We start from the raw sequence: 20,401 nt of genomic DNA on the forward strand, positions 1-20,401 counted from the left end.
GGTATAAAAAATAATTTATAATTTTCTCTAAAGGGTGTTGAAATCGCTACCAAAGGAGGATATAATAAATTCATCGAAACGTTACGATTTTGAAAAGCACTTTTTGTTCATATCCAAAGTGTTCCCCCATTGTAAAGATGTCCTATTTAATTTGAAAAATAGGATAATTAACTTACATCATTATCGAAACGTTTCGATATTAAGTATAATGGGTACACAAGATATGAAGACATGAGTAGAGCGAGGGGATGTCAATTGAAACTTGAAGCCGGAAGTGTGGCAAATCAGTCAACTAACAGCAGGTTTCAGCAATTGCTAAAGAACATATGGAAGAACAGAATGGTCTACACACTTATTCTTCCTGGATTAGTTTGGTTATTCCTATTTGCTTATATGCCGATGGGAGGTCTTTCTTTAGCATTTAAGGATTTTAAAGCTAATTTAGGCATTTGGGGAAGCCCATGGGTTGGGTTTGAAAATTTTTCTTATGTATTTCGTGATCCAGGTTTTCTTAACGCTGTATGGAGAACTTTAATTATTAATATTGGTAAATTGATTATTCAGTTTCCGTTCCCGATTATACTTGCCTTAATGATTAATGAATTGCGAATGAGAAGGTACAAAAAAGCACTACAAACCGTGTTCACCTTTCCACAGTTTCTATCTTGGATTGTCGTTTCAGGGGTCGTTATTAACGTTCTTTCCTACGATGGTTTAGTGAACAGCTTCCTGCATTTAATTGGATTGCCAACCATTAACTTCTTAGGCTCAGAAAGTTTATTTGTTCCAATGCTGTATATTACAGATATTTGGAAATCAGCAGGATGGGGCGCAATTATTTATATGGCTGCAATTTCGGGGATTGACATGGATCAATATGAATCAGCCCAAATTGACGGTGCAACAAGATTACAGCAAATATTCCGAATTACATTACCAAACATTATGCCAACGATTATGATTATGTTTATTTTAAACGTAGGTGGATTAATGTCAGCAGGATTTGATCAGATTTTCAACTTAGCAAATGCAGCAACTCAAAATGTTTCTGAAGTGCTTGATGTATATATTTATCGTATTACATTCCAGTCTTCCACTGATTTCTCTTTCTCTACCGCTGTCAGCTTATTCCGTTCTATTGTGAACATGGTGTTATTGATTTTAGCTGATCGTGCCGCAAAATTAATGGGTGGAGATGGATTGTTTGGAAGGAAAGGAGATTAGGCATATGAGTAAGCCAAAAAAGATAAAAAAGTTTGGCGTTCATAAAATGACGACAATTGATTATGTGATCTTTATATTACTGACGTTAGGCGCATTAGCCATCCTAATTCCATTTTGGAATGTAATTATGGTGTCCTTTTCTACACAAAAAGAGTTTGCAGATAACCCGATGATGATGTTTCCTAAAAATCCAACATTAGACTCTTATAAAAGATTATTTTCGGATGGGCGCATCGGAACTGGTTATTTAAATACATTAATTATTTTGTTCCTTGGCTTACCTTTAAGTATGTTCCTTACGACAAGCATGGGATATGGACTAAGCAGAAATAAATTCCCTGGTAAAAAGCTAATCTTTTATCTTGTTGTATTCACAATGATTTTTAATGGTGGAATTGTTCCACTTTATTTGGTAATGAAGGATATGCATTTAACGGGAAGCTTATGGTCGGTCATTTTGGCAGGTGGATTTAGTGCCTTTAACCTTATTATTATGTCTAATTACTTTAGTAGTGTGCCAGAATCGCTTATGGAGTCGGCAAGACTTGATGGTGCTGGTGAGTGGAAAATTTTATTTAAAGTTGTTTTGCCATTGTCGATGCCTATCGTAGCAACTATTACGTTGTTTTATGGGGTTGCCTTCTGGAATGGATGGTACGAGGCGATGATCTTCTTACGTAAAGCAGATCAAATGCCGCTTCAAAATGTACTCCGTACCATTATTGTTGAATCTGATGTTACTTCTGCGAACTCAAGTAGTCTTGCAGCGGGAGGCAAGCAAAGCTTTTCAATGGGAATGAAGATGGCTGCAGTATTTGTGACGATGTTGCCAATAATGTGTTTCTTCCCATTGTTACAAAAGCATTTTGCTAAAGGGGTATTAACAGGTGCTATTAAAGCGTAGTTCCTGATTTATACATGCAAAACGTAACACGCACCACAAGTAATATCATAAATAGGGAGGCTCATTATGAAAAAGAAAAAGACAGTTAGATCCATTTTGGCACTGGCGCTTTGTTTTACAATGGTATTTGTAACAGCTTGCTCAAGTTCCAATGAGGGGAAGTCAAGTGGAAATTCAAGCAGTAACGCTTCCGGTGGCAACCCAACTGATGGTTACAAGGATAAGCTGAAAATTTCATACGGCAGCATTGTAAAGACAGAAGCTAAGGATTTTGATAATCCATTTCATAAATATTTTACAGAGAAGTTCAACATGGAATGGGACTATAACTATGTAGAGTGGGATTCTTGGGCTGAAAAATTGCGCTTATGGATTAACTCTGGTGATTTGCCTGACGTAGCAAGCTGGAATTACGTACATGGTGATGCGATTAATTATATTGATCAAGGCTTGTTATATAAGCTACCTGAAAATTGGAAAGAGCGTTGGCCAAAGGTTGCGGCTGCTTATAAGCAAACAGGTTTAGGCGAGCAGCTTGAGAAATTAGTTGGTGGTACTTATGTGTTACCACGTCCTGTTTATAATGAGAATAAGCCAGCAGAACCTTTAATGAACCAAATTGGGGTTATTGCACTTCGTAAGGACTGGGCTAAAGACGTTGGCTTTGAATTAAAGGACGCTTATACGACAACAGAACTTATGCAATATGCTAAATTATTACAAGAAAAAGATCCAGGTAAGGTAGGCAACAAGCTGATTCCAATTGCTTATGATATCAATGATGCTTTAACAAATATTGTGATGGCAAATAGTGCCCATTCTCGTGTAGAGTCTGCTTTCTATAAAGGCGACGATGGTAAATATCACTGGGGACCGGCTGATGAAAGCACACTAGTTGGTTTAAAAGAGCTTCAACAGGCCTATAAGGATAAATTGTTGCATCCTGAATTTTACACATGGAAAAATGGTGAAGCAAATCAGAAGTTTACAGTTAATGGCGTAGCCGGAATTACAAGCTTAGGTGGACTTGCATCTTACAGACGTGATATGGATGAAAAGATGAAAACGAACCTTGGTGTTAATAGTGATGATCTTGTCCACACTGCAATCGTGCTTGGAGAAGATGGCAAATATCGTAACTTGGAGCAAGCTAATTTCTGGTCAGCAGTTATTTTCTCTCCAGAGATTACGCAAGAGAAATTCGAGCGGATTATGGACTTCATGGAATACACAACAAGTGGCGAAGGCAATATGATTGTGAACATGGGCTTTGAAGGTAAAGACTGGAAGTATGGCGCAAACAAGGAAATCGAAAATTTACTTCCTGAAGGCACAACGTTAGATAAAAAATATCCAAATCGTTTTGAGGGCTTGTATGTGCTTGGTGATGACTTCAGTATTGTAAACCCTGCAATTAAAAAAGAATATCGTGATCGTTCTGTAGATTTGTATAAATTAAAAGCAGAATATGCAACCAAAGACAAAGCTTATGCAACATATGATTGGGATTATCAATTGTATGATTCTAAAGCTAAAAATCAAGCTTCCTTTGATTATGCGACAGAATATACGAACCTAATTATTCAACCAGGTGACCTTGAAGCAAACTGGAAAGCATGGATAAAAAGTAAAGAAGCTTTAGTAAATCCAGTATTAGATGAATTGAATGATAAGTTTGCTAATAAATAAGGCGGATAGCCTGTAGCTCTCTATCATTACAATTTTTAACGGAGCTATCCTATTCACAGAGAAGTGGTGTAAATAGGGTAGCTTTATGTTTAAAAACACGATAATACCAAGGGAAAAGAAATATACAATTTTAATAAAAGAGTATTGAAATCGCTATCAATCAAAGCTATAATAAGTTTATCGAAACGTTTCGAATTGATTGCTTTTCATAAGTTTTATCATGAGTAGACGTTGAATTATAGAATTATTGAATCTTGCAAAGTTGAAATGAGGGAATATTAGAGTGGCAACGATAAAGGATGTGGCGAAACTTGCGGGAGTTGCACTATCTACTGCGTCTTATGCGCTAAATGGGGATAGTAAAGTTAGCGCCAAAACAAGAGCAAAGGTCGTAGAGGCAGCTAGGCAATTAAATTATCGCAAAAATGGAATCGCTATGGATTTGAAGCGTAGCCAGACTAAAACCATTGCTCTAATTTTAACAGATATGTCAGGGCCGTATTATTCAGAATTGATTCATAGTGTGCAAGAGGTCGCAATTTCCAATGGCTACGATCTAATTGCTTGTAGCTCTATGGGAGGTAGAGATTCCACTGCGGTAAAATTTTTGCGTGAAAAAAGAGTAGATGGAGCGATTGTATTAGCTTCAAATATCCATAATGAAGTGTTAGTTGAGGCGGCAGAGCAAGGTTTTCCCATCATTGTGATGGATCGTGAAATTAGCAGTGATTTTTTAGTTAGTGTACTCGTAGATGGTGAGCAAGGTGGATATGTAGCTACACGTTATTTGATTGACCATGGGCATAAACGTATTGCCTACGTCAGTGGACCTTCCAATTCCTATGATAGCCAGTTACGTTATCAAGGCTACCTGCGCGCAATGGCAGAAGCTGGACTTGAGGAACAATCCAAATGGCGCTTAAACGGTAACTTTATACGTGAAGGTGGGTATAGTGCCACCAAGATGATTATTATGCAAGGACAATTGCCAAGTGCTATTTTTTATGGAAATGATGAAATGGCTGTTGGCGGTGTCAAGGCGTTTCAAGAACAAGGGATTTCGATTCCTGAGGAGGTTTCAGTCATCGGATTTGATGATATCCAGCTCTCAGAATATTTATCTCCGTCATTAACGACAATTCGGCAACCCATGCATGAGGCGGGTTCACTCGCTGCACATTTATTGTTTCAACGACTAAGTGGTGCAGACGTGAATCGTGAATATAAGCTTACAATTGAACTGATTGAACGAAATTCTGTTCGACAACTGTAAATAAATAGTTTGAAATAAATAGTGAACTAAGCAAGGGAGATGGAAGTATTGGCTTTGCTTCAGTGTCAGTTTTTTTCTCACACATTAAGTCTATCAAGCAGTATGAATGTCCTTATTCCACAATCTTTAGCTGTATCGCGGCAACATATTGAGAAATTACCAGTTCTATATTTGTTACATGGATTAAGTGCAGATCATACGGACTGGGTAAGACATTGCTCAATTGAACGATATGCAGAGGAAAAGGGACTTGTTGTTGTCATGCCAAATGTAGCACGTAGCTACTATATGGATATGAAGTACGGCTCACCTTATTTTACGTTTCTAAGTGAAGAATTACCGGAAATCGTATGCTCCTTATTCCCCGTCTCCGATCGTAGAGAGGATACCTTTGCGGCAGGGATGTCAATGGGGGGTTATGGGGCAATGAAGCTCGGATTGCGTTGTCCAGAACGCTTTGCTGCTGTAGCAAGCTTGTCTGGTGGGCTTGATCTAGCAAGTAGAATGAATGGACCTAATAATTATCAACCACAGGAGTTAATTAGTGTTTTTGGCGATGTGACAAAGCTAGAGGGTAGTGAGGATGATTTACTGTATCTATTAGAAAAGCTTCAGCACTATCAAGGGATGAAGCCTAAATTGTTTCAATGCTGTGGAACCGAAGACTTTTTGTATAATGATAACCAGACTTTTAGAAATCGTGCATTGCAGTTAGGCATTGATTTGACCTATGAAGAAGGAACGGGTGTGCATGACTGGAATTATTGGGAACCGCAGATCAGACGGGTATTGGATTGGTTACCTTTATGATGCTTTTGCGTACAATAAAATCGAAACGTTTCGATTTGAGGATGGATATTAAACAATGATTGAAAATTCATTGTAAATATGGCTCTACCTTAAAATCAGTACTTGACAATAGGCAAACAAAGCGGAGGAGCAGAGAGATGGTGGAAAAGCGATAGTGTCCGCCTTTAAAGTCCCACTTTTATCATTTCAAGACAAGTTATAAAAAAGTGGGACTTTAACAGCGGTTGAAACCACTTTCTGCTACGTAGCCTCCCACCCCAAAGATTGTCAAGCACTGATTACTATGTTGAGCCGTAAATCTATAACTTTTTTATAAATTGGAGGAAACCTATTCGTGAATCAACGGGGCTTAGAGAAATTGTTGGCTGAAATGACACTAGAGGATAAGGCAGCGCAAATGCTGCAGCTAGTTGGCTCATATTTTGTAGGCGCAGAGGAAGATGGAGAAATTACCGGTCCCATGGAGTCATTGGGGATCTCTGAGGATGCGGTGAAGCAGGTTGGTTCGGAGCTTGGTTTGTCTGGTGCTGCTAAACTCATCGCTGTCCAACAGCATCACATGGCAAATGATAAATTAGCGATTCCCTTATTGTTCATGGCAGACATTATTCATGGATACAAAACGATATTCCCGATTCCACTTGCGATTGGTTGTGTTTGGGATGTGGAGTTAGCAGAGCAAAGTGCTGCCATTGCGGCGAAGGAATCTGCGGTGTCAGGGCTTCATGTTACGTTTGCACCGATGGTGGACTTGATTCGTGATCCTCGTTGGGGACGTGTAATGGAATCAACAGGGGAAGACCCTTACTTAAATAGCTTGTACGCAGCAGCATTTGTGCGTGGCTTCCAAGGTGACGATCTCACCAATGATTTAACACGAGTTGCTGCTTGTGTTAAGCATTTTGCCGCTTATGGCGCAGGCGAAGGTGGACGTGAGTACAACACTGTAGACTTATCTGAATGGCAATTGAGAGAATATTATCTCCCTGCCTATAAAGCAGCGCTTGATGCTGGTGTTGAGCTTGTGATGACATCCTTTAATACAGTACATGGTATCCCAGCTACAGGCAATAAACGACTTATGCGTGATTTGCTTCGTGACGAATGGGGATTTGAGGGAGTCTTAATTTCTGACTGGGCAGCTATTATGGAGTTAATTCCACATGGTATTGCTGAGGATGAGAAGGAAGCTGCACTTAAGGCGATTTTAGCTGGGGTAGATATTGAGATGATGACCTCATGTTATGTTAAGTTTTTGCCTGAGTTGGTTAGAAGTGGCGAAATTGAAGAAGTCTTAGTGGATGAAGCGGTAATGCGTATATTGCAGTTGAAAAATAAACTAGGTTTGTTTGAAAATCCATTACGTGGTGCTAATCCAGAGCTAGAACAGGAAATTGTTTATTGTGAGGAGCATCGTCAGGTTGCCCGTCAGCTTGCCTCTAAGTCGATAGTATTACTCAAAAATGACAATGTACTTCCGCTATCAAAGAGTCAGCATATTGCTTTAATTGGACCTTTTGCTAAGAGTAAGGATATCCTTGGTTCTTGGTCATGGCGGGGCGCAGAAGGTGATATTCATACCCTTGAGCACGTGCTTAAGGAGAAGTTATCTGCCGCTAATGTCAAGGTAGCCGCTTGTGAAGCTGTTCATGTAGTAACGGAAACAGAATTAGCTCAAGCGATTGAGGTTGCTAAATATGCTGATGTTATTGTTCTCGCACTTGGAGAAAGCTCTGAAATGAGTGGTGAAGGTGGCAGTCGTTCAGATATTAGATTACCTCAGGCTCAGCTTGAGCTTGTTCAAGCCATTCGTAAGCTGAATAAACCAATGGTGACTTTATTATTTAATGGACGTCCACTTGATTTGCATGGGGTAATCGAACAATCTAGTGCGGTTGTAGAATGCTGGTTCCCTGGAAGTGAAGGCGCCTCAGCGATTAGTGATGTGTTGTATGGAGAGGTAAATCCTTCTGGAAAGCTTACGATGTCTTTCCCTTATGCATTAGGGCAAGTACCGGTGTATTATAACCATTTCCAAACGGGTCGTCCGATGAAAGCCTCTGAACCTGACAATCGTTACACCTCTAAGTATTTGGATATTCCAAATGAACCCCTGTTTCCGTTTGGTTTTGGACTTAGCTACACGACCTTTAGTTATAGTGAACTGACAATTTCCTCAGATCAACTTACTAAGGAGTCATCCATCGAAGTAAAGCTAACTGTCACGAATACAGGTAGCTATGCTGGGGAAGAGGTTGTCCAGCTATATATTCGAGATATTTCAGGTGAAGTGGTTAGACCGATGAAGGAACTGAAGGGTTTTAAAAAGCTAATGCTTGCTGTCGGAGAAAGCCAAGAGGTAACCTTTACGATTACTGAAGAGCAATTGCGTTATCATCATTCTGATTTAAGCTTTAGCAGTGATAAAGGTGAGTTTGCTTTATTTGTGGGTAGTAACAGTCGGGACGTGGCAGAGCGTCGTTTCCGTCTTGTGTAACAACTTTTTGGAGTTAGTTAGCGGCGAGCGATTAAGTAAGCAAGTGATTTCACTTATATACTAGAAAGTTTTAAGTACTATTTTGTGCTAGGAGTTGGGAGAAAATGAGTAGAATTAGTGAGCAGTTAATCAACTTATCAGCAGGAAAACTAAAGTTTGATTTTTTGCCAACAGGTGATTTATTTCAAGCAAAATTTAATGAAGTAATGATAAATCAATGGCTTAGCAATCCCATTGATGGTGCAATGAACAACATATATTTAAGATTTCATAACGGGGCGGAGATTAAGGCTTATCCATTACTGGGCATCCAGTCTCAAAGTGAAGTATTTAAGATAGATCAAGGGATCATTTATCGTGGAGAAATTAACGATGTGCAATATGAAGTTACTTTTACGTTGCAGGCATCAGGGATTTGGTTCTGGAATGTACAACTAGAAGGAAGTAATGCCGTCGTGGATGTCATCTACTCACAAGATATTGGAGTGGCGGATGTTGGTGCGGTAAGAAGCAATGAAGCGTATTTATCACAATATATTGATCATACCGTTTTAGATGATGAGAACTGGGGATATGTTGTTTGCTCCAGACAAAATCAACCGCAAGGCGGTAAATTTCCTTATATTCAGCAAGGCTCCTTAACAAAAGCAGTTGGTTATTCTACAGATGGCTTCCAATTTTTTGGCCTAAATTATAAAGAAACTAACGAACCGATTGCACTATCCAGTAAAAATTTAGCAAATGAAGTATACCAATATGAGATGGCGTATACGGCACTTCAATCCCAAAAAATACAACTAAACGGTAAGAAGCAGTTTCTTTTTTATGGTTTAGTAAAAGAAGATCACCCCACAGCGATTACCACTTTGGAATTTAGGGATGAAATCAAGCAAGCTTATGCCACTGACTTACCTGCACAAGGACAACAGGCAGAACACATCGCAACGATAACAACAAACAAAAAAATAGGTAAGCCACTATATGCTGAGACGATGACCAGAGCTGAAATTGATGCCCTTTTCCCTGAGCGTTATCAGGAGGAGTGGGACGGGGATGACTTATTAGCTTTCTTTACACCAACGTATGAGCATGTTGTATTGAAGCAAAAGGAGCTAATGGTTGAACGTCCCCATGGACATATTTTAATGAGTGGAAATCAAGTTGAACTAGGTACGCCTGTCATTACGACCAGTGCTTACATGTATGGTATTTTTAACTCGCAGCTTGTCGTAGGTAATACCAATTTCAATAAAATGAGCACAAATGCTAGAAATGCGTTAAACGTGCCAAAAACGGCAGGTCAACGTATTTATGTGGAGCAAGGTGGAGCTTATCATTTGCTGACTATGCCTTCCCTTTTTGAAATCGGCTTTAACTATGCACGGTGGGTTTACAAAATGCAGGATGATACGATCGTAATTACAAATTATGCCGCACTAGATGCGCCAGAGCTCACGTTACAGGTGACTTCTATCTCTGGTAAAGCGTATCGTTACCTCGTTACTGACCAAATTACGATGAACGTAAACGAATATGAGCTATCCTATCAGATTAAACAAGATGGAAATAGGATTACGTATCGTGCAGACGAGTCTTCATTAAGTCGTCAAGCCTATCCAGATCTTGAATACCGCATAACTGTAACTGGTACTGATATGACGCTTGCAGATGAAAGCTTATTCGTCACTGGGGTGCAAGCAGGCTCTGCTTCATTAACAGTGTTACAGCTTGAGGCTAGTCAAAATTGGATATTAAAGATTCAAGGGTTGCTTCATGGTGAAGAAATAGCTCCTGCTAACAAGACAATTGAAGAGGAAATTGCAGCGTATCGTGACTCCTTTGCTCAAATTATGAATGGCTTTAACCTTAGCTTAGAGGGACATGAAGAGCAGGTGTTTAAGGTAAATGCATTGGCATGGTGGTACACACACAATATGCTCGTTCATTATGCTGTTCCGCATGGCTTGGAGCAATACGGTGGAGCTGCATGGGGTACACGGGACGTGTGCCAAGGCCCTGTGGAATATTTTATGGCTACACATCAATACAAGCAGGTGCGTGACATTTTGCTAAAAGTGTTCGAGCATCAGTTTCTTGAGGATGGTAATTGGCCACAGTGGTTTATGTTTGATGAATATGCTTCAATTCAGCAGGAAGAGAGTCATGGCGATATTATCGTATGGCCACTTAAGGTGTTAGGCGACTATTTGAATATTACACAGGATTACAGCATTTTAGAAGAAAAGGTTCCTTACACAAGTAAGCATGGCTTTACATTTACCGAGGAAAGCTACAGTATTTTGGAGCATGCTAAAAAGGAAATTGACTATATTCAAAATCACTTTTTACATGATACTCATTTATCTGCTTATGGCGATGGCGATTGGGATGATACGTTACAGCCTGCAAATGCACAGCTTAAGCAATATATGGTGAGTAGCTGGACCGTTTCATTAACTTACCAGACGTTACTTCTATTTTCAAAGGTAATGGAATCTGTAGATGCTGGGTATGCACAAGTGATTGGGGACATGGCAAAAGGGATTAAAGCTGATTTTAACAAATATATGTTAGCTACTGACATTATTCCTGGCTTCCTATATATGGAGCAGCCCGAGCAGGCTAAGCTTATGCTACACCCACAGGATACAGAAACAGGGATTCAATATCGTCTTTTGCCAATGACAAGAAGCATGATTAGTGAGTTGTTAACGCCAGAACAGGCGGAGGCACACTACCACATCATTCGAGAGCATTTATTTTGTCCAGATGGGGTAAGGTTGATGAATCGACCTGCTCATTATGCGGGTGGCGTCAGCAATCATTTTAAACGTGCAGAGCAAGCGGCTAATTTTGGTCGTGAGGTTGGTTTACAGTATGTACATGCGCATATCCGTTTTGTTGAGGCGATGGCTAAGCTTGGTAAAGTGGATGAGGTATGGTCAGGGTTAGAGCGTATTAATCCAGTGGGTATACAAGATATTGTTCCCAATGCAGAATTGCGCCAAAGTAATACTTACTTTAGTAGTTCAGACGGTAAGTTTAACACACGATATACTGCGGAAGGACAATTTGATAAACTTCGCACTGGCGACGTTGCGGTAAAAGGAGGCTGGCGTATTTATTCCAGCGGCCCAGGAATTTATATGAACCAACTTATCACCAACGCCTTAGGCATTCGTCAGGAAGGTGGCGATTTGATTATTGATCCTGTTTTGCCAAATGAGCTAAATGGTTTGAGATTTGAATTTGAATATGCTGGCAAACCGATCACATTTGTATATCACCTTGATCAAGATCAAAGTAAAAAGGGTCAAATCGTAATTAATGGGGAGCAGGTTCAGGGTCAAGCTGTAGGTAATGTATATCGCCAGGGCGGGGTTCGGATCGCAAGCCATGACTTCGAGCGAGTATGTAAGGAGCAAGGAAATATTGTGGAAATTTATATGTAGAAACTCAAAAAATCACGTAAATAAAAATATAGATATGTGAGATATCAATATGCTGTAAAACATCAATAATTATGAAGAAAAGCAGCATCTAAAGGAGATATTCCTCTGGATGACTGCTTTTTTTGTTATTACTTGTATCTGTTTTAGGTCTGATTCACTTTTATTCATTAATAATAAGTCCAAAAAGCTTAGCAAGAATATAGGCCTGCTCACGCGAAATGATGCAACCTTTCAAATCATCCACACCTACATTTAATCCATCAAATTCACAGTTACTTAAATCAATACCTTCTAGCTTCGTGCCAGAAAATTGCGCCAAATTAAGGTTAGAACGGGAAAATTCCGTTTTTTGTAGTTTCGAAAAGCTGAAGTCAGCCTTGCATAATGAGCTCTCCTGAAGTATAACTTGTTTTGTGTCTGAAAATCTGAAATTAGCATAATCAGCAATACAATGATCAAATAAAACATTCCTTATCGTAGCACCTGCAAAATTCGTCCCAACTAATTTACAACCCTCAAACTGGGATCTATGAATAATAGCATCACTGAAATCGACGTTCGATAGATCGCATTTTTCAAAAATGACATCAGTAAGCTCCACCTTCGTCAGTACCGTATCGGTAAACGTTACATTTTGGAATATAACTTTATCAAATGTAAGCTTGTTGGTGTTTTGATTCTCAACGACACATTCTTTATAAATTTGCATTTCAAAAAAATCTTCAGATTGTAGGTCTAGTTGGGTGAAGACAGGTAATTCAACGCCAATTATTTTGGGCGACTCTAATTTTACTGTTTTTTTACTCATACTTGTTGCAGTTCCCTTCACCATTAATATCGATCAGAACTTCTGTTCTTATTATAGCCAACTGTTAGGAGTAAGAAAAGCAGTTCCATAACAATAATGAACGTTAGGAAACTGCGAAATTCGATAATAGCGTGTTCTAAATGTTGAGGTTAAAGTTCCTTCACTTTTTCAGAAAAAGCGATCGTTGTTAAATGAGTGTGAATACGTGTAAGCTCTTCTGTTGATAAAGGGGCAGTAGGGCTTACTTTATAATTTCTGCCAGTAATGTAGCTAATATCGACCTTGCTACCAACAGAAGCGTAAGGGGTAAGTGGAATAGGAAGCTTAGTATAGTCAGTGAAATCAATAATAGACCATTCGGACTCTCCATCTACTTTAGCAAGGATAATACGTTCTTGTGCATTTTCCGTCCATAAATACTGTGTATCGCTTGGTGAAAAGTTTGAATCTAGCGTGGTATAACCCGAACCTCTGAATAGCAACGAAAATTGAGCTTGTTCATTTCCATATCCGAGCTGTGCTTCATAAATTTGTGCAAGCTGGTTAACACCTACAACACTGATTTCTGGACTTTTTGGTAGTTGATTGATGAAATCCAACCATATTTCTTTTAAATGGTCATTTTTAAATAAAGAATTTGTATCCAATATTATCGAAAGGTAATTAATCGAGTTAAGCTCTCGATATGGGTTATTGATGTATTGTCCAGCGGTATGCAATTGTGGAATTGCACTTGATTCGGTTACAAGAGGATCACCTGGATTTATCGTCCACCGTGATGAATTTTCTGTATATCTTGAGCCGATTGGATCAATTGTCATCGTATTCATAAATAGTGCACCACTGTTATCTGATGTACCTTGTGCTGGTACAAGAGTATTATTTATATGTGACCAATACGGCATAAGAGGAGAGCCTTCACTATAAACATCATTTACGTTATATTGTGTTGCTGACGTCCCCATAAATGAAGTGATTTGAAACTGTTCCTTAAGCCAATTTGCTTGCTCTGGATTGATAGTATATGTTGATAATGATTTTGGACGATATTGCTCAGGAATACTTTCTAAAATTGTCGGATCATTGTAATTAACAGGCTGATGCAAATGATTTAGAGCATTGTAACGATACATATATAACCAATAATGCATTTCATCTTGCCATGACTGAAGTGTATGTAAGTTGTTAGGATAAGTAGCTAAGATTCCAATTTCATCACCAAAGGTGTCTACATATTGTATAACCTGGGCTAGTGCTGGACGTGAGTCATCATTAAATACAAAATCATTATCAATCGCCCATGTTACTTTTAGACTTGAATCAACCTTTGATAAAAGCTCTCTCATTTCGATTACTTGCTCTTTCGTGGTAGCTTGCGAATTTTTACCATACAAAGCAATAGATACAGCAAAAAATTGTTGTTTCCTATCTCCAGGAATAACGGAAAGCTTAGATTCTGAAGTAATATTTGTTTTAGTTGCTAATGAGGTTACATGTAGCTTTAATGAAATCGTTGAACCAACACTAGGAATGAGGTGTAGATTAGAAATTTTCCCATTTTGATCAAACACTTGTGTATCGTCTTCAATCGTGACCTGAAGATCACGTGGTAATTTATAGTTTGGAATGAGATTTGATTCGTCATCCAAGTATTGATACTCACTTTTCCAAGTTAATGGATTTAATGCCGCTGCTTCATAAATATTTTGTGTATTTAAGCGTATAGCACTTATCGTGACAGGTTTAGTTTCAATGGTTGATGTTGCGTTCGCATTTATTTTTCCTGTTGCATCTGTAATCTGTAATTGAACTAAGACCGATTCCCCCATGGTTGGAAGCTTGTCCTCTTGTTTAATGCAACCATCTTCTTTAAAAACTCCTAGATTATCTGTAAAGGTTATTTTTAAATCTGAAGCTAGTGTAGGAGAGAGCATAACCTTACGACCTTTATTATAAAACTGATAGGTAAGTTGATAATTTTGATTATTCTGATTTAAATCAAGTGTATTCCCAATGATCCGAAGCTCATCAAAATCAAAAGGATGAGATGGTTTTGGATTAGAAGGAGGCACAGATGGTTTAGGGTTTGAAGGGGGTGTAGTATTAGATATTACATTTTCAGCTTTTTTAACGGAGGTTTCCTTTGCTTCAGCACTGTTTAACTCCATTTTATTTTTATCAATTAAGCGTTGAGCACTATCCTTCAAATCTATGCCAGCCTCCCAGATGCGATATGCGACCATAGCTGCTTCCTGCCGCTGTATTGGCTCCTTTGGCTTAAAGTTATTGTCATTGTCACCTTGCATGAGGTTTAATTGTTCCATTAACCATACACTTGTGCGGGCATATGCTGAGATCTCTGATTGATCCTTAAAGCGGGATAATTGGTTCACATGATCAATTTGTTCAACTTCAGGTTTAACGCCTAAGTATCTTGCATACCAAACCGCGACATCCTGCCTAACCATATTTTTTTTGGGACCAAATAAATCATTAGTAATGCCAGTAGTAATTTTTCCTTCATACAAAGTATTTATATATGGAGCACTCCAGCTTGGCACATCCTTGAATGGGGATAAAGTCATATTTTTTGTATTTAAGTTTAAGGTTCTTACAAAAATAGCTGCACATTGTTGGCGGGTTATATAATTTCTAGGTCTAAACGTATGATCCTTATACCCTTGAATGATTTGATTTTGTGCTAAAACTGAAATTGCTTCCTTGGCATAGGATTGCTGTATATCTTTAAATGAATCATCTGCATAAACTAAAGCAGTAGTGATGGGAACGCACAAGATAAGAAATGTAAAAACAAAGGGAAATTTTTTCATGTAGAAACCCCTCTATATCTTTAAATAAATGTTTCCCTAAATAAAAAAGACAAGTTTGCAAAATTACATACGATAACATTCAAAGTTAACCTGTTTTTGGTGATGCACCTCCTTACATGTAATTAATGTTATTAGTGATTAGCGTCATGGGTGATTAGTATCAATATCGGTAAAATTGGAAGAGAGATAAATAATGAAAGTAAAAAAACAATAAATCTAACATAAATCTAACATCAAAAACTTTTTTTAATTATTTTATGTAAGAATTATTGACATTTAATACAATTGATTTAATATGATGATATATGATTCATTATAGGTAAAACGGATGACGATATTGGGAGAGATCAATCCATTTGTATGGATGACACCGAAGGAGCAAATGCAGGTATAGCAAGCCATAGCATGAATCTCTCAGGTTTAAAGGACCAATATCTGACGTAACTCTGGAGAGCGCATGAAAAGGCCACCAAAGGGGTAACATGTATGTACAAATCGTGCATTATTACATTAAACTCTCAGGTACAAGGACAGGGGGAAGGGCTAATCACCTTTACCTTGTCTTTTTTATTGTCTTCGTTAAAACGGTAGTTGGCTAAAGAGTTAAAGTGTGTTATCTGTCATTTGGTGCGTAGTGTATATATAGTATAGAGAGTGGAGAGAGTGATATGAGATTTAAAAGTGTGTTTTCTATTATTGGTCCAGCGATGATTGGTCCATCTAGCTCTCATACGGCAGGAGCAGTGAGAATTGGACGTTTTGCGAGACGTCTGTTAGCAGAGCAACCAACAGAAGCCAGTATTTGTTTTTATGGATCCTTTGCCGAAACCTTTAAAGGTCATGGAACTGATCTCGCGGTTATGGGTGGAATTTTGGACTACAATACAGATGATGAAAAAATTCGAGATTCATTGCATTATGCGGAAGAAGCGGGCATCAAAGTTACATTTAGTACTGCAACTGCGGCTGATTGTCATCCTAATACCGTTAAAATTAGATTAAAAAGCGATCAACAGCAAATTGAAGTTTTGGGGGCATCTATCGGTGGTGGCACGATTGTTATCCAAAAAATTAATGGCTTTGATATTAAATGTACAGGGGAGCTTCCCGCTTTAGTGATCCACCATGATGATTACCCAGGTGTGCTTGCTAGTATTACAACAAGTCTTCATCAGCGCAATATTAATATTGGCTTTATTACTACAGACCGTACAGGGAGAACTGCAAAGGCACTAACAGTTGTAGAAACTGACGATAGCTTATCACCTGATGTATGCCAATGGTTAGCCAATTTACCTCATGTCAATCAAGTGACTTTAGTTGACTTAGCCTAAGTGGCATAAATAATTTACTGATATTATAGCTCAATCTTGAAATCAGTGCTTGACAACAGAGCCCAAACTAGCGGCGAGACAGAGCGATTCTGAAGGTTGTCTTTTAAAATCGAATTCCACCCATTTATTTACTCCAGTCAAAGGAATATGATTTTAACACAATCGTAAGAACGCTCTGGATCGTAGCTTCTAGCCTCATGTCATTGTCAAGTACTGATTTATAATAGAGCCGATATTATAATCCAATAAATTTTAAAAGATCATAAATGAATAAGTGGAGGAAATAAGATGAGATTTCATAATTTGACGGGGCTCATTGAGCTCTGTGAGAAGGAGTCCAAGACAATAGCACAAATCATGCTAGAGGATCAAGCTGATGAGAGTGGACTTAGTCAGCAGGAAACCTTTAAATTGATGGCGGAGTATTATCAAATTATGAAGTCTGCTGTTCATAAAGGATTGACCGAGGATATCGTTTCGATGAGTGGACTAACGGGTGGCGATGCGAAGCGTGTTAATGAGTATCGACAAGCACACAGTGCTAGTGTAGGCGATGTTGGGGCACAAGCGATGGCTTATGCACTTGCAGTATCTGAAATCAATGCCTCAATGGGACGGATTGTAGCGACGCCTACGGCTGGCTCTTGTGGCGTTATTCCTGGTGTATTTGTAAGTAGTCAAGAGCGCTTTGGTTGGGATGATGACCATATGGTTAATGGGTTGTTCTGTGCGGGGGCGATTGGTTATGTTATCGCAAATAATTCCTTTATTTCTGGTGCTGAAGGTGGGTGTCAGGCAGAAATTGGCTCAGCTATAGGCATGGCTGCGGGTGCGATGGTCGAGCTACGAGGCGGAGGGGCTGCTGAAGCTGTTCATGCTGTAGGGCTTGCGCTTAAAAATACACTTGGTTTGATCTGTGACCCTGTTGGGGGATTAGTTGAAATTCCATGTATTATCCGTAATGGCTTTGGGGCAGTAAATGCACTTGCTGCCGCTGATATGGCATTAGCAGGTGTACGTAGTGCAATTCCTTCTGATGAAGTGATTGATGTCATGCTTGAGGTAGGTTCTTCTATGCCAAGCAAGCACCGTGAGACAGCACAAGGGGGATTGGCTCAAACGCCAACGGGACGCAAAATTATGAAGGAGCTTAAGAAGCGAGGAAAGTAGACAAGTGTTTGAAATGGGTTGTTGGTAAATTAGACGAGCAAGCGTAGAACTATAGCTAATTATAGCTAAAGGTTCCTGCGCTTTTTTTGTTAATTTAATTCAATTATTTTTATAAAACGTTTAAAAAGATTAAAGAATTTTAATTCGAATTTTATTTAAAATTTAAAGGAACGAGCTTGTGCACGTCGAAATATATTGTCTGATTAACGTTTTAACACTCTAAAGGACGTAAAGTTATGAATGTAAGGTTAAACAACGTAAAGTCAAAAGAGGGGAATCTAGACATAAAGGAGTGATAGATAACAATTCCAGAATTATAGAAAGATACAAGCAATTTAAAAATACAACAGTAGCAGTTTATTATGGGGGGCGTTGGTTATATGACAAAAAACTTTAAAACATCAAAAATGCCAAGATTGGGGTATTTGTTTCTAGCATTTTTAGTGTTATTTTCAAGTACTCTACCTGTTGTGCATGTAGGGGCAGCAGGGGGAGACCCATTTGTGACCAAAAATAATGGTCAGCTTCCATCTACACCTATGTCTGGGATTGCTTATGGAAATGGTACTTATGTGTCTGTAGGTTACTATGGAGCAATCATTAAATCTACCAATGGGAAAGACTGGGTTAATGTAAAAACTAAGGCTGATGTTAATTATACGGGAGTTTCGAATCCAAGCTTCTTTGGTTTTAATTCCGTTGCTTATGGGAATGGTTTATTTGTTGCTGTAGGTGGTGATGGGGTTTTATTGACATCTCCAGATGGTGTAAATTGGACACAGCAAATATCTGGAACTACAGAACAATTATCCAAAGCTTATTTTTCTACCTTCCAGGGTATATCTGCATTTTATATAGCTACTAAGGGGAAATACCTGACCTCTCAAGACGGAGTTAATTGGTCTAGTGTCACACCTACAGGATTGAATCCTACTAATCGTCTAACTCAAATTGCCGTTGGGGAGAATGGGACTCGACTTGGTGTAGGTGATGAACAAGGTAATATTTATTCTACAACAGATGGGACTACATGGGCTAAGCGTCAACCTGTAAGCCCTGATGGATCTGGATCTATTGGAACTAATATGTTGACATGGATGAATGATCGTTACTTTATTTCTGAACCAAGAGGCTATATCTGGACCTCTACGGATTTGTTGACTTTTACAAGTGTGGGACCTCCATTTAAACAGACAGCTATGCAATCTGACAATCAGATGTTTAACGGCTTTTATGATGGAACCCATTATTATTTATTTGGTTATCAAAGCCCACTTGGTTATGGTGCGGTATATACGTCGGTAGATGCTGTAAATTGGCAGCTACAGCCTTTCCAAAAGGAATTTGTAGCTCAAATATCTTTTTATAATAATGGACAGTATTTTCGACTTGGTAACGAAGGGCTTATAATGTCCGAAAATGGATCGGATTGGTCGTATCTTTGGGGTGGCCTATTTAGTGATGTTATTTATGATGGAACGAAATATATTTCTGCAGGTAAGTTAGGTAACGAAGGAGCAATCTGGACCTCTACAAATCTATCCTCTTGGAAAGAAGAAACAATATCCAATCGAATCAAGGCACTCAGTGCAATTGCGATAGGAAATGGGAAATATGTGGCTGTAGGGGAATGGAATAATCAAGCAGGTAGTACCTCCATAGTTACTTCTAATGACGGATTAACATGGACTACACAAACAGGACTTACGGATTCATCTTCATTTGTTGATGTAGCCTTTGGTAACGGTAAGTTTGTTGCAGCTGGGCATGGTTCATCTAACCCTACACTCAAAATATCCGGTGATGGTATAACATGGTCTTCACCAACCACATTATCAACTAATGTGAAGAACTTCTCCTCGGTAAATTTCGTTAATGGAAGATTTATAGCACTTGGTAGCGAATTTGATAATAAGGGAGATGTATCACAAAATGCATTAAGAGTTTCTACTGATGGAACGGTATGGAATGACTATGAAGGCAATTATCCAAGTTCTAATGAGGACTTGAAAGATATTATTTACGATGGAACCAACTATATTGTTGTTGCTATTGATGCAAGCTATAAGACAGTGATAAGAACAAGCCCTGATTTAATGACTTGGTCATCTAAAATTACACTTGATGGTTACTTACCTTATACTCATGCACTATTAGGGCAAAAGGGTTCAACGGTTTACTTATTAGCAAATGATAGTAGTGATAATTATGTTGTTTATGCTACTAATGATCATGGGGAAAACTGGCAATATCTTACTGTGGATTTTTCTGGACAGATCCCTGCCTCTTTGATGAGTGTAGGTAATGAGGTGATTATTTCTGGTGATCAACAGCTAGTAAAATCAACTGTAACAGCAGCCCAACAAGACAGCCAGGTCAGCCCAACCAGCGCGAGCTTTGACAAAAAGG

General features: G+C 38.8%; 12 protein-coding genes and 1 riboswitch. Of the genes, 10 read left to right on the top strand and 2 right to left on the bottom strand.

Annotated elements, in window-relative coordinates; genetic code table 11:
• Positions 1–339 precede the first annotated feature (339 nt).
• From ABE099_RS19000 to ABE099_RS19030, 7 genes are all read left to right on the top strand, one after another.
• Positions 340–1,224 carry an ABC transporter permease gene (locus ABE099_RS19000; protein ID WP_430032930.1) on the top strand — a complete coding sequence of 295 codons (885 nt, stop codon included), beginning with the start codon at positions 340–342 and terminating at the stop codon, positions 1,222–1,224.
• Positions 1,225–1,228: 4 nt separating this feature from the next.
• Positions 1,229–2,128, top strand: a complete 900-nt coding sequence (locus ABE099_RS19005) for a carbohydrate ABC transporter permease (protein ID WP_430032899.1) — start codon at positions 1,229–1,231, stop codon at positions 2,126–2,128.
• 66 nt (positions 2,129–2,194) lie between these two features.
• Positions 2,195–3,817: an ABC transporter substrate-binding protein gene (locus tag ABE099_RS19010; protein WP_430032902.1), complete on the top strand. Its 1,623-nt coding sequence runs from the start codon at positions 2,195–2,197 to the stop codon at positions 3,815–3,817.
• Positions 3,818–4,100: 283 nt separating this feature from the next.
• Positions 4,101–5,090 carry a LacI family DNA-binding transcriptional regulator gene (locus ABE099_RS19015; protein WP_430032904.1) on the top strand — a complete coding sequence of 330 codons (990 nt, stop codon included), beginning with the start codon at positions 4,101–4,103 and terminating at the stop codon, positions 5,088–5,090.
• A 48-nt stretch (positions 5,091–5,138) separates the two neighbouring features.
• On the top strand, positions 5,139–5,900 hold the full coding sequence (locus ABE099_RS19020) for an alpha/beta hydrolase (RefSeq protein WP_430032906.1): 762 nt from the start codon (positions 5,139–5,141) through the stop codon (positions 5,898–5,900).
• Positions 5,901–6,270: 370 nt separating this feature from the next.
• Positions 6,271–8,397, top strand: coding sequence for a glycoside hydrolase family 3 N-terminal domain-containing protein (locus tag ABE099_RS19025; RefSeq protein ID WP_430032932.1), 2,127 nt, complete (start codon positions 6,271–6,273; stop codon positions 8,395–8,397).
• A gap of 104 nt (positions 8,398–8,501) precedes the next feature.
• Positions 8,502–11,849 (top strand): GH36-type glycosyl hydrolase domain-containing protein, encoded by a 3,348-nt coding sequence (locus ABE099_RS19030; protein WP_430032908.1) that lies wholly within the window; start codon positions 8,502–8,504, stop codon positions 11,847–11,849.
• 160 nt (positions 11,850–12,009) lie between these two features.
• On the opposite strand, the gene ABE099_RS19035 is transcribed toward ABE099_RS19030, so the two are convergent.
• Positions 12,010–12,657 (bottom strand): pentapeptide repeat-containing protein, encoded by a 648-nt coding sequence (locus tag ABE099_RS19035; protein WP_430032910.1) that lies wholly within the window; start codon positions 12,655–12,657, stop codon positions 12,010–12,012.
• Positions 12,658–12,806: 149 nt separating this feature from the next.
• Positions 12,807–15,488 carry an S-layer homology domain-containing protein gene (locus tag ABE099_RS19040; RefSeq protein ID WP_430032912.1) on the bottom strand — a complete coding sequence of 894 codons (2,682 nt, stop codon included), beginning with the start codon at positions 15,486–15,488 and terminating at the stop codon, positions 12,807–12,809.
• A gap of 328 nt (positions 15,489–15,816) precedes the next feature.
• Positions 15,817–15,929: riboswitch (glycine riboswitch) on the top strand.
• 227 nt (positions 15,930–16,156) lie between these two features.
• On the opposite strand from ABE099_RS19040, the gene sdaAB reads away from it, so the two are divergent.
• From sdaAB to ABE099_RS19055, 3 genes are all read left to right on the top strand, one after another.
• Positions 16,157–16,822 carry an L-serine ammonia-lyase, iron-sulfur-dependent subunit beta gene (gene sdaAB, locus ABE099_RS19045; protein WP_430032915.1) on the top strand — a complete coding sequence of 222 codons (666 nt, stop codon included), beginning with the start codon at positions 16,157–16,159 and terminating at the stop codon, positions 16,820–16,822.
• A gap of 288 nt (positions 16,823–17,110) precedes the next feature.
• Positions 17,111–17,992: an L-serine ammonia-lyase, iron-sulfur-dependent, subunit alpha gene (gene sdaAA / locus ABE099_RS19050; RefSeq protein ID WP_430032917.1), complete on the top strand. Its 882-nt coding sequence runs from the start codon at positions 17,111–17,113 to the stop codon at positions 17,990–17,992.
• 380 nt (positions 17,993–18,372) lie between these two features.
• A partial coding sequence (locus tag ABE099_RS19055) for a hypothetical protein (RefSeq protein WP_430032919.1) occupies positions 18,373–20,401 on the top strand: 2,029 nt, incomplete at its 3' end.

It is taken from the genome of Paenibacillus turicensis (genome assembly GCF_050461185.1).
GTDB lineage: Bacteria > Bacillota > Bacilli > Paenibacillales > Paenibacillaceae > Fontibacillus > Fontibacillus turicensis_A.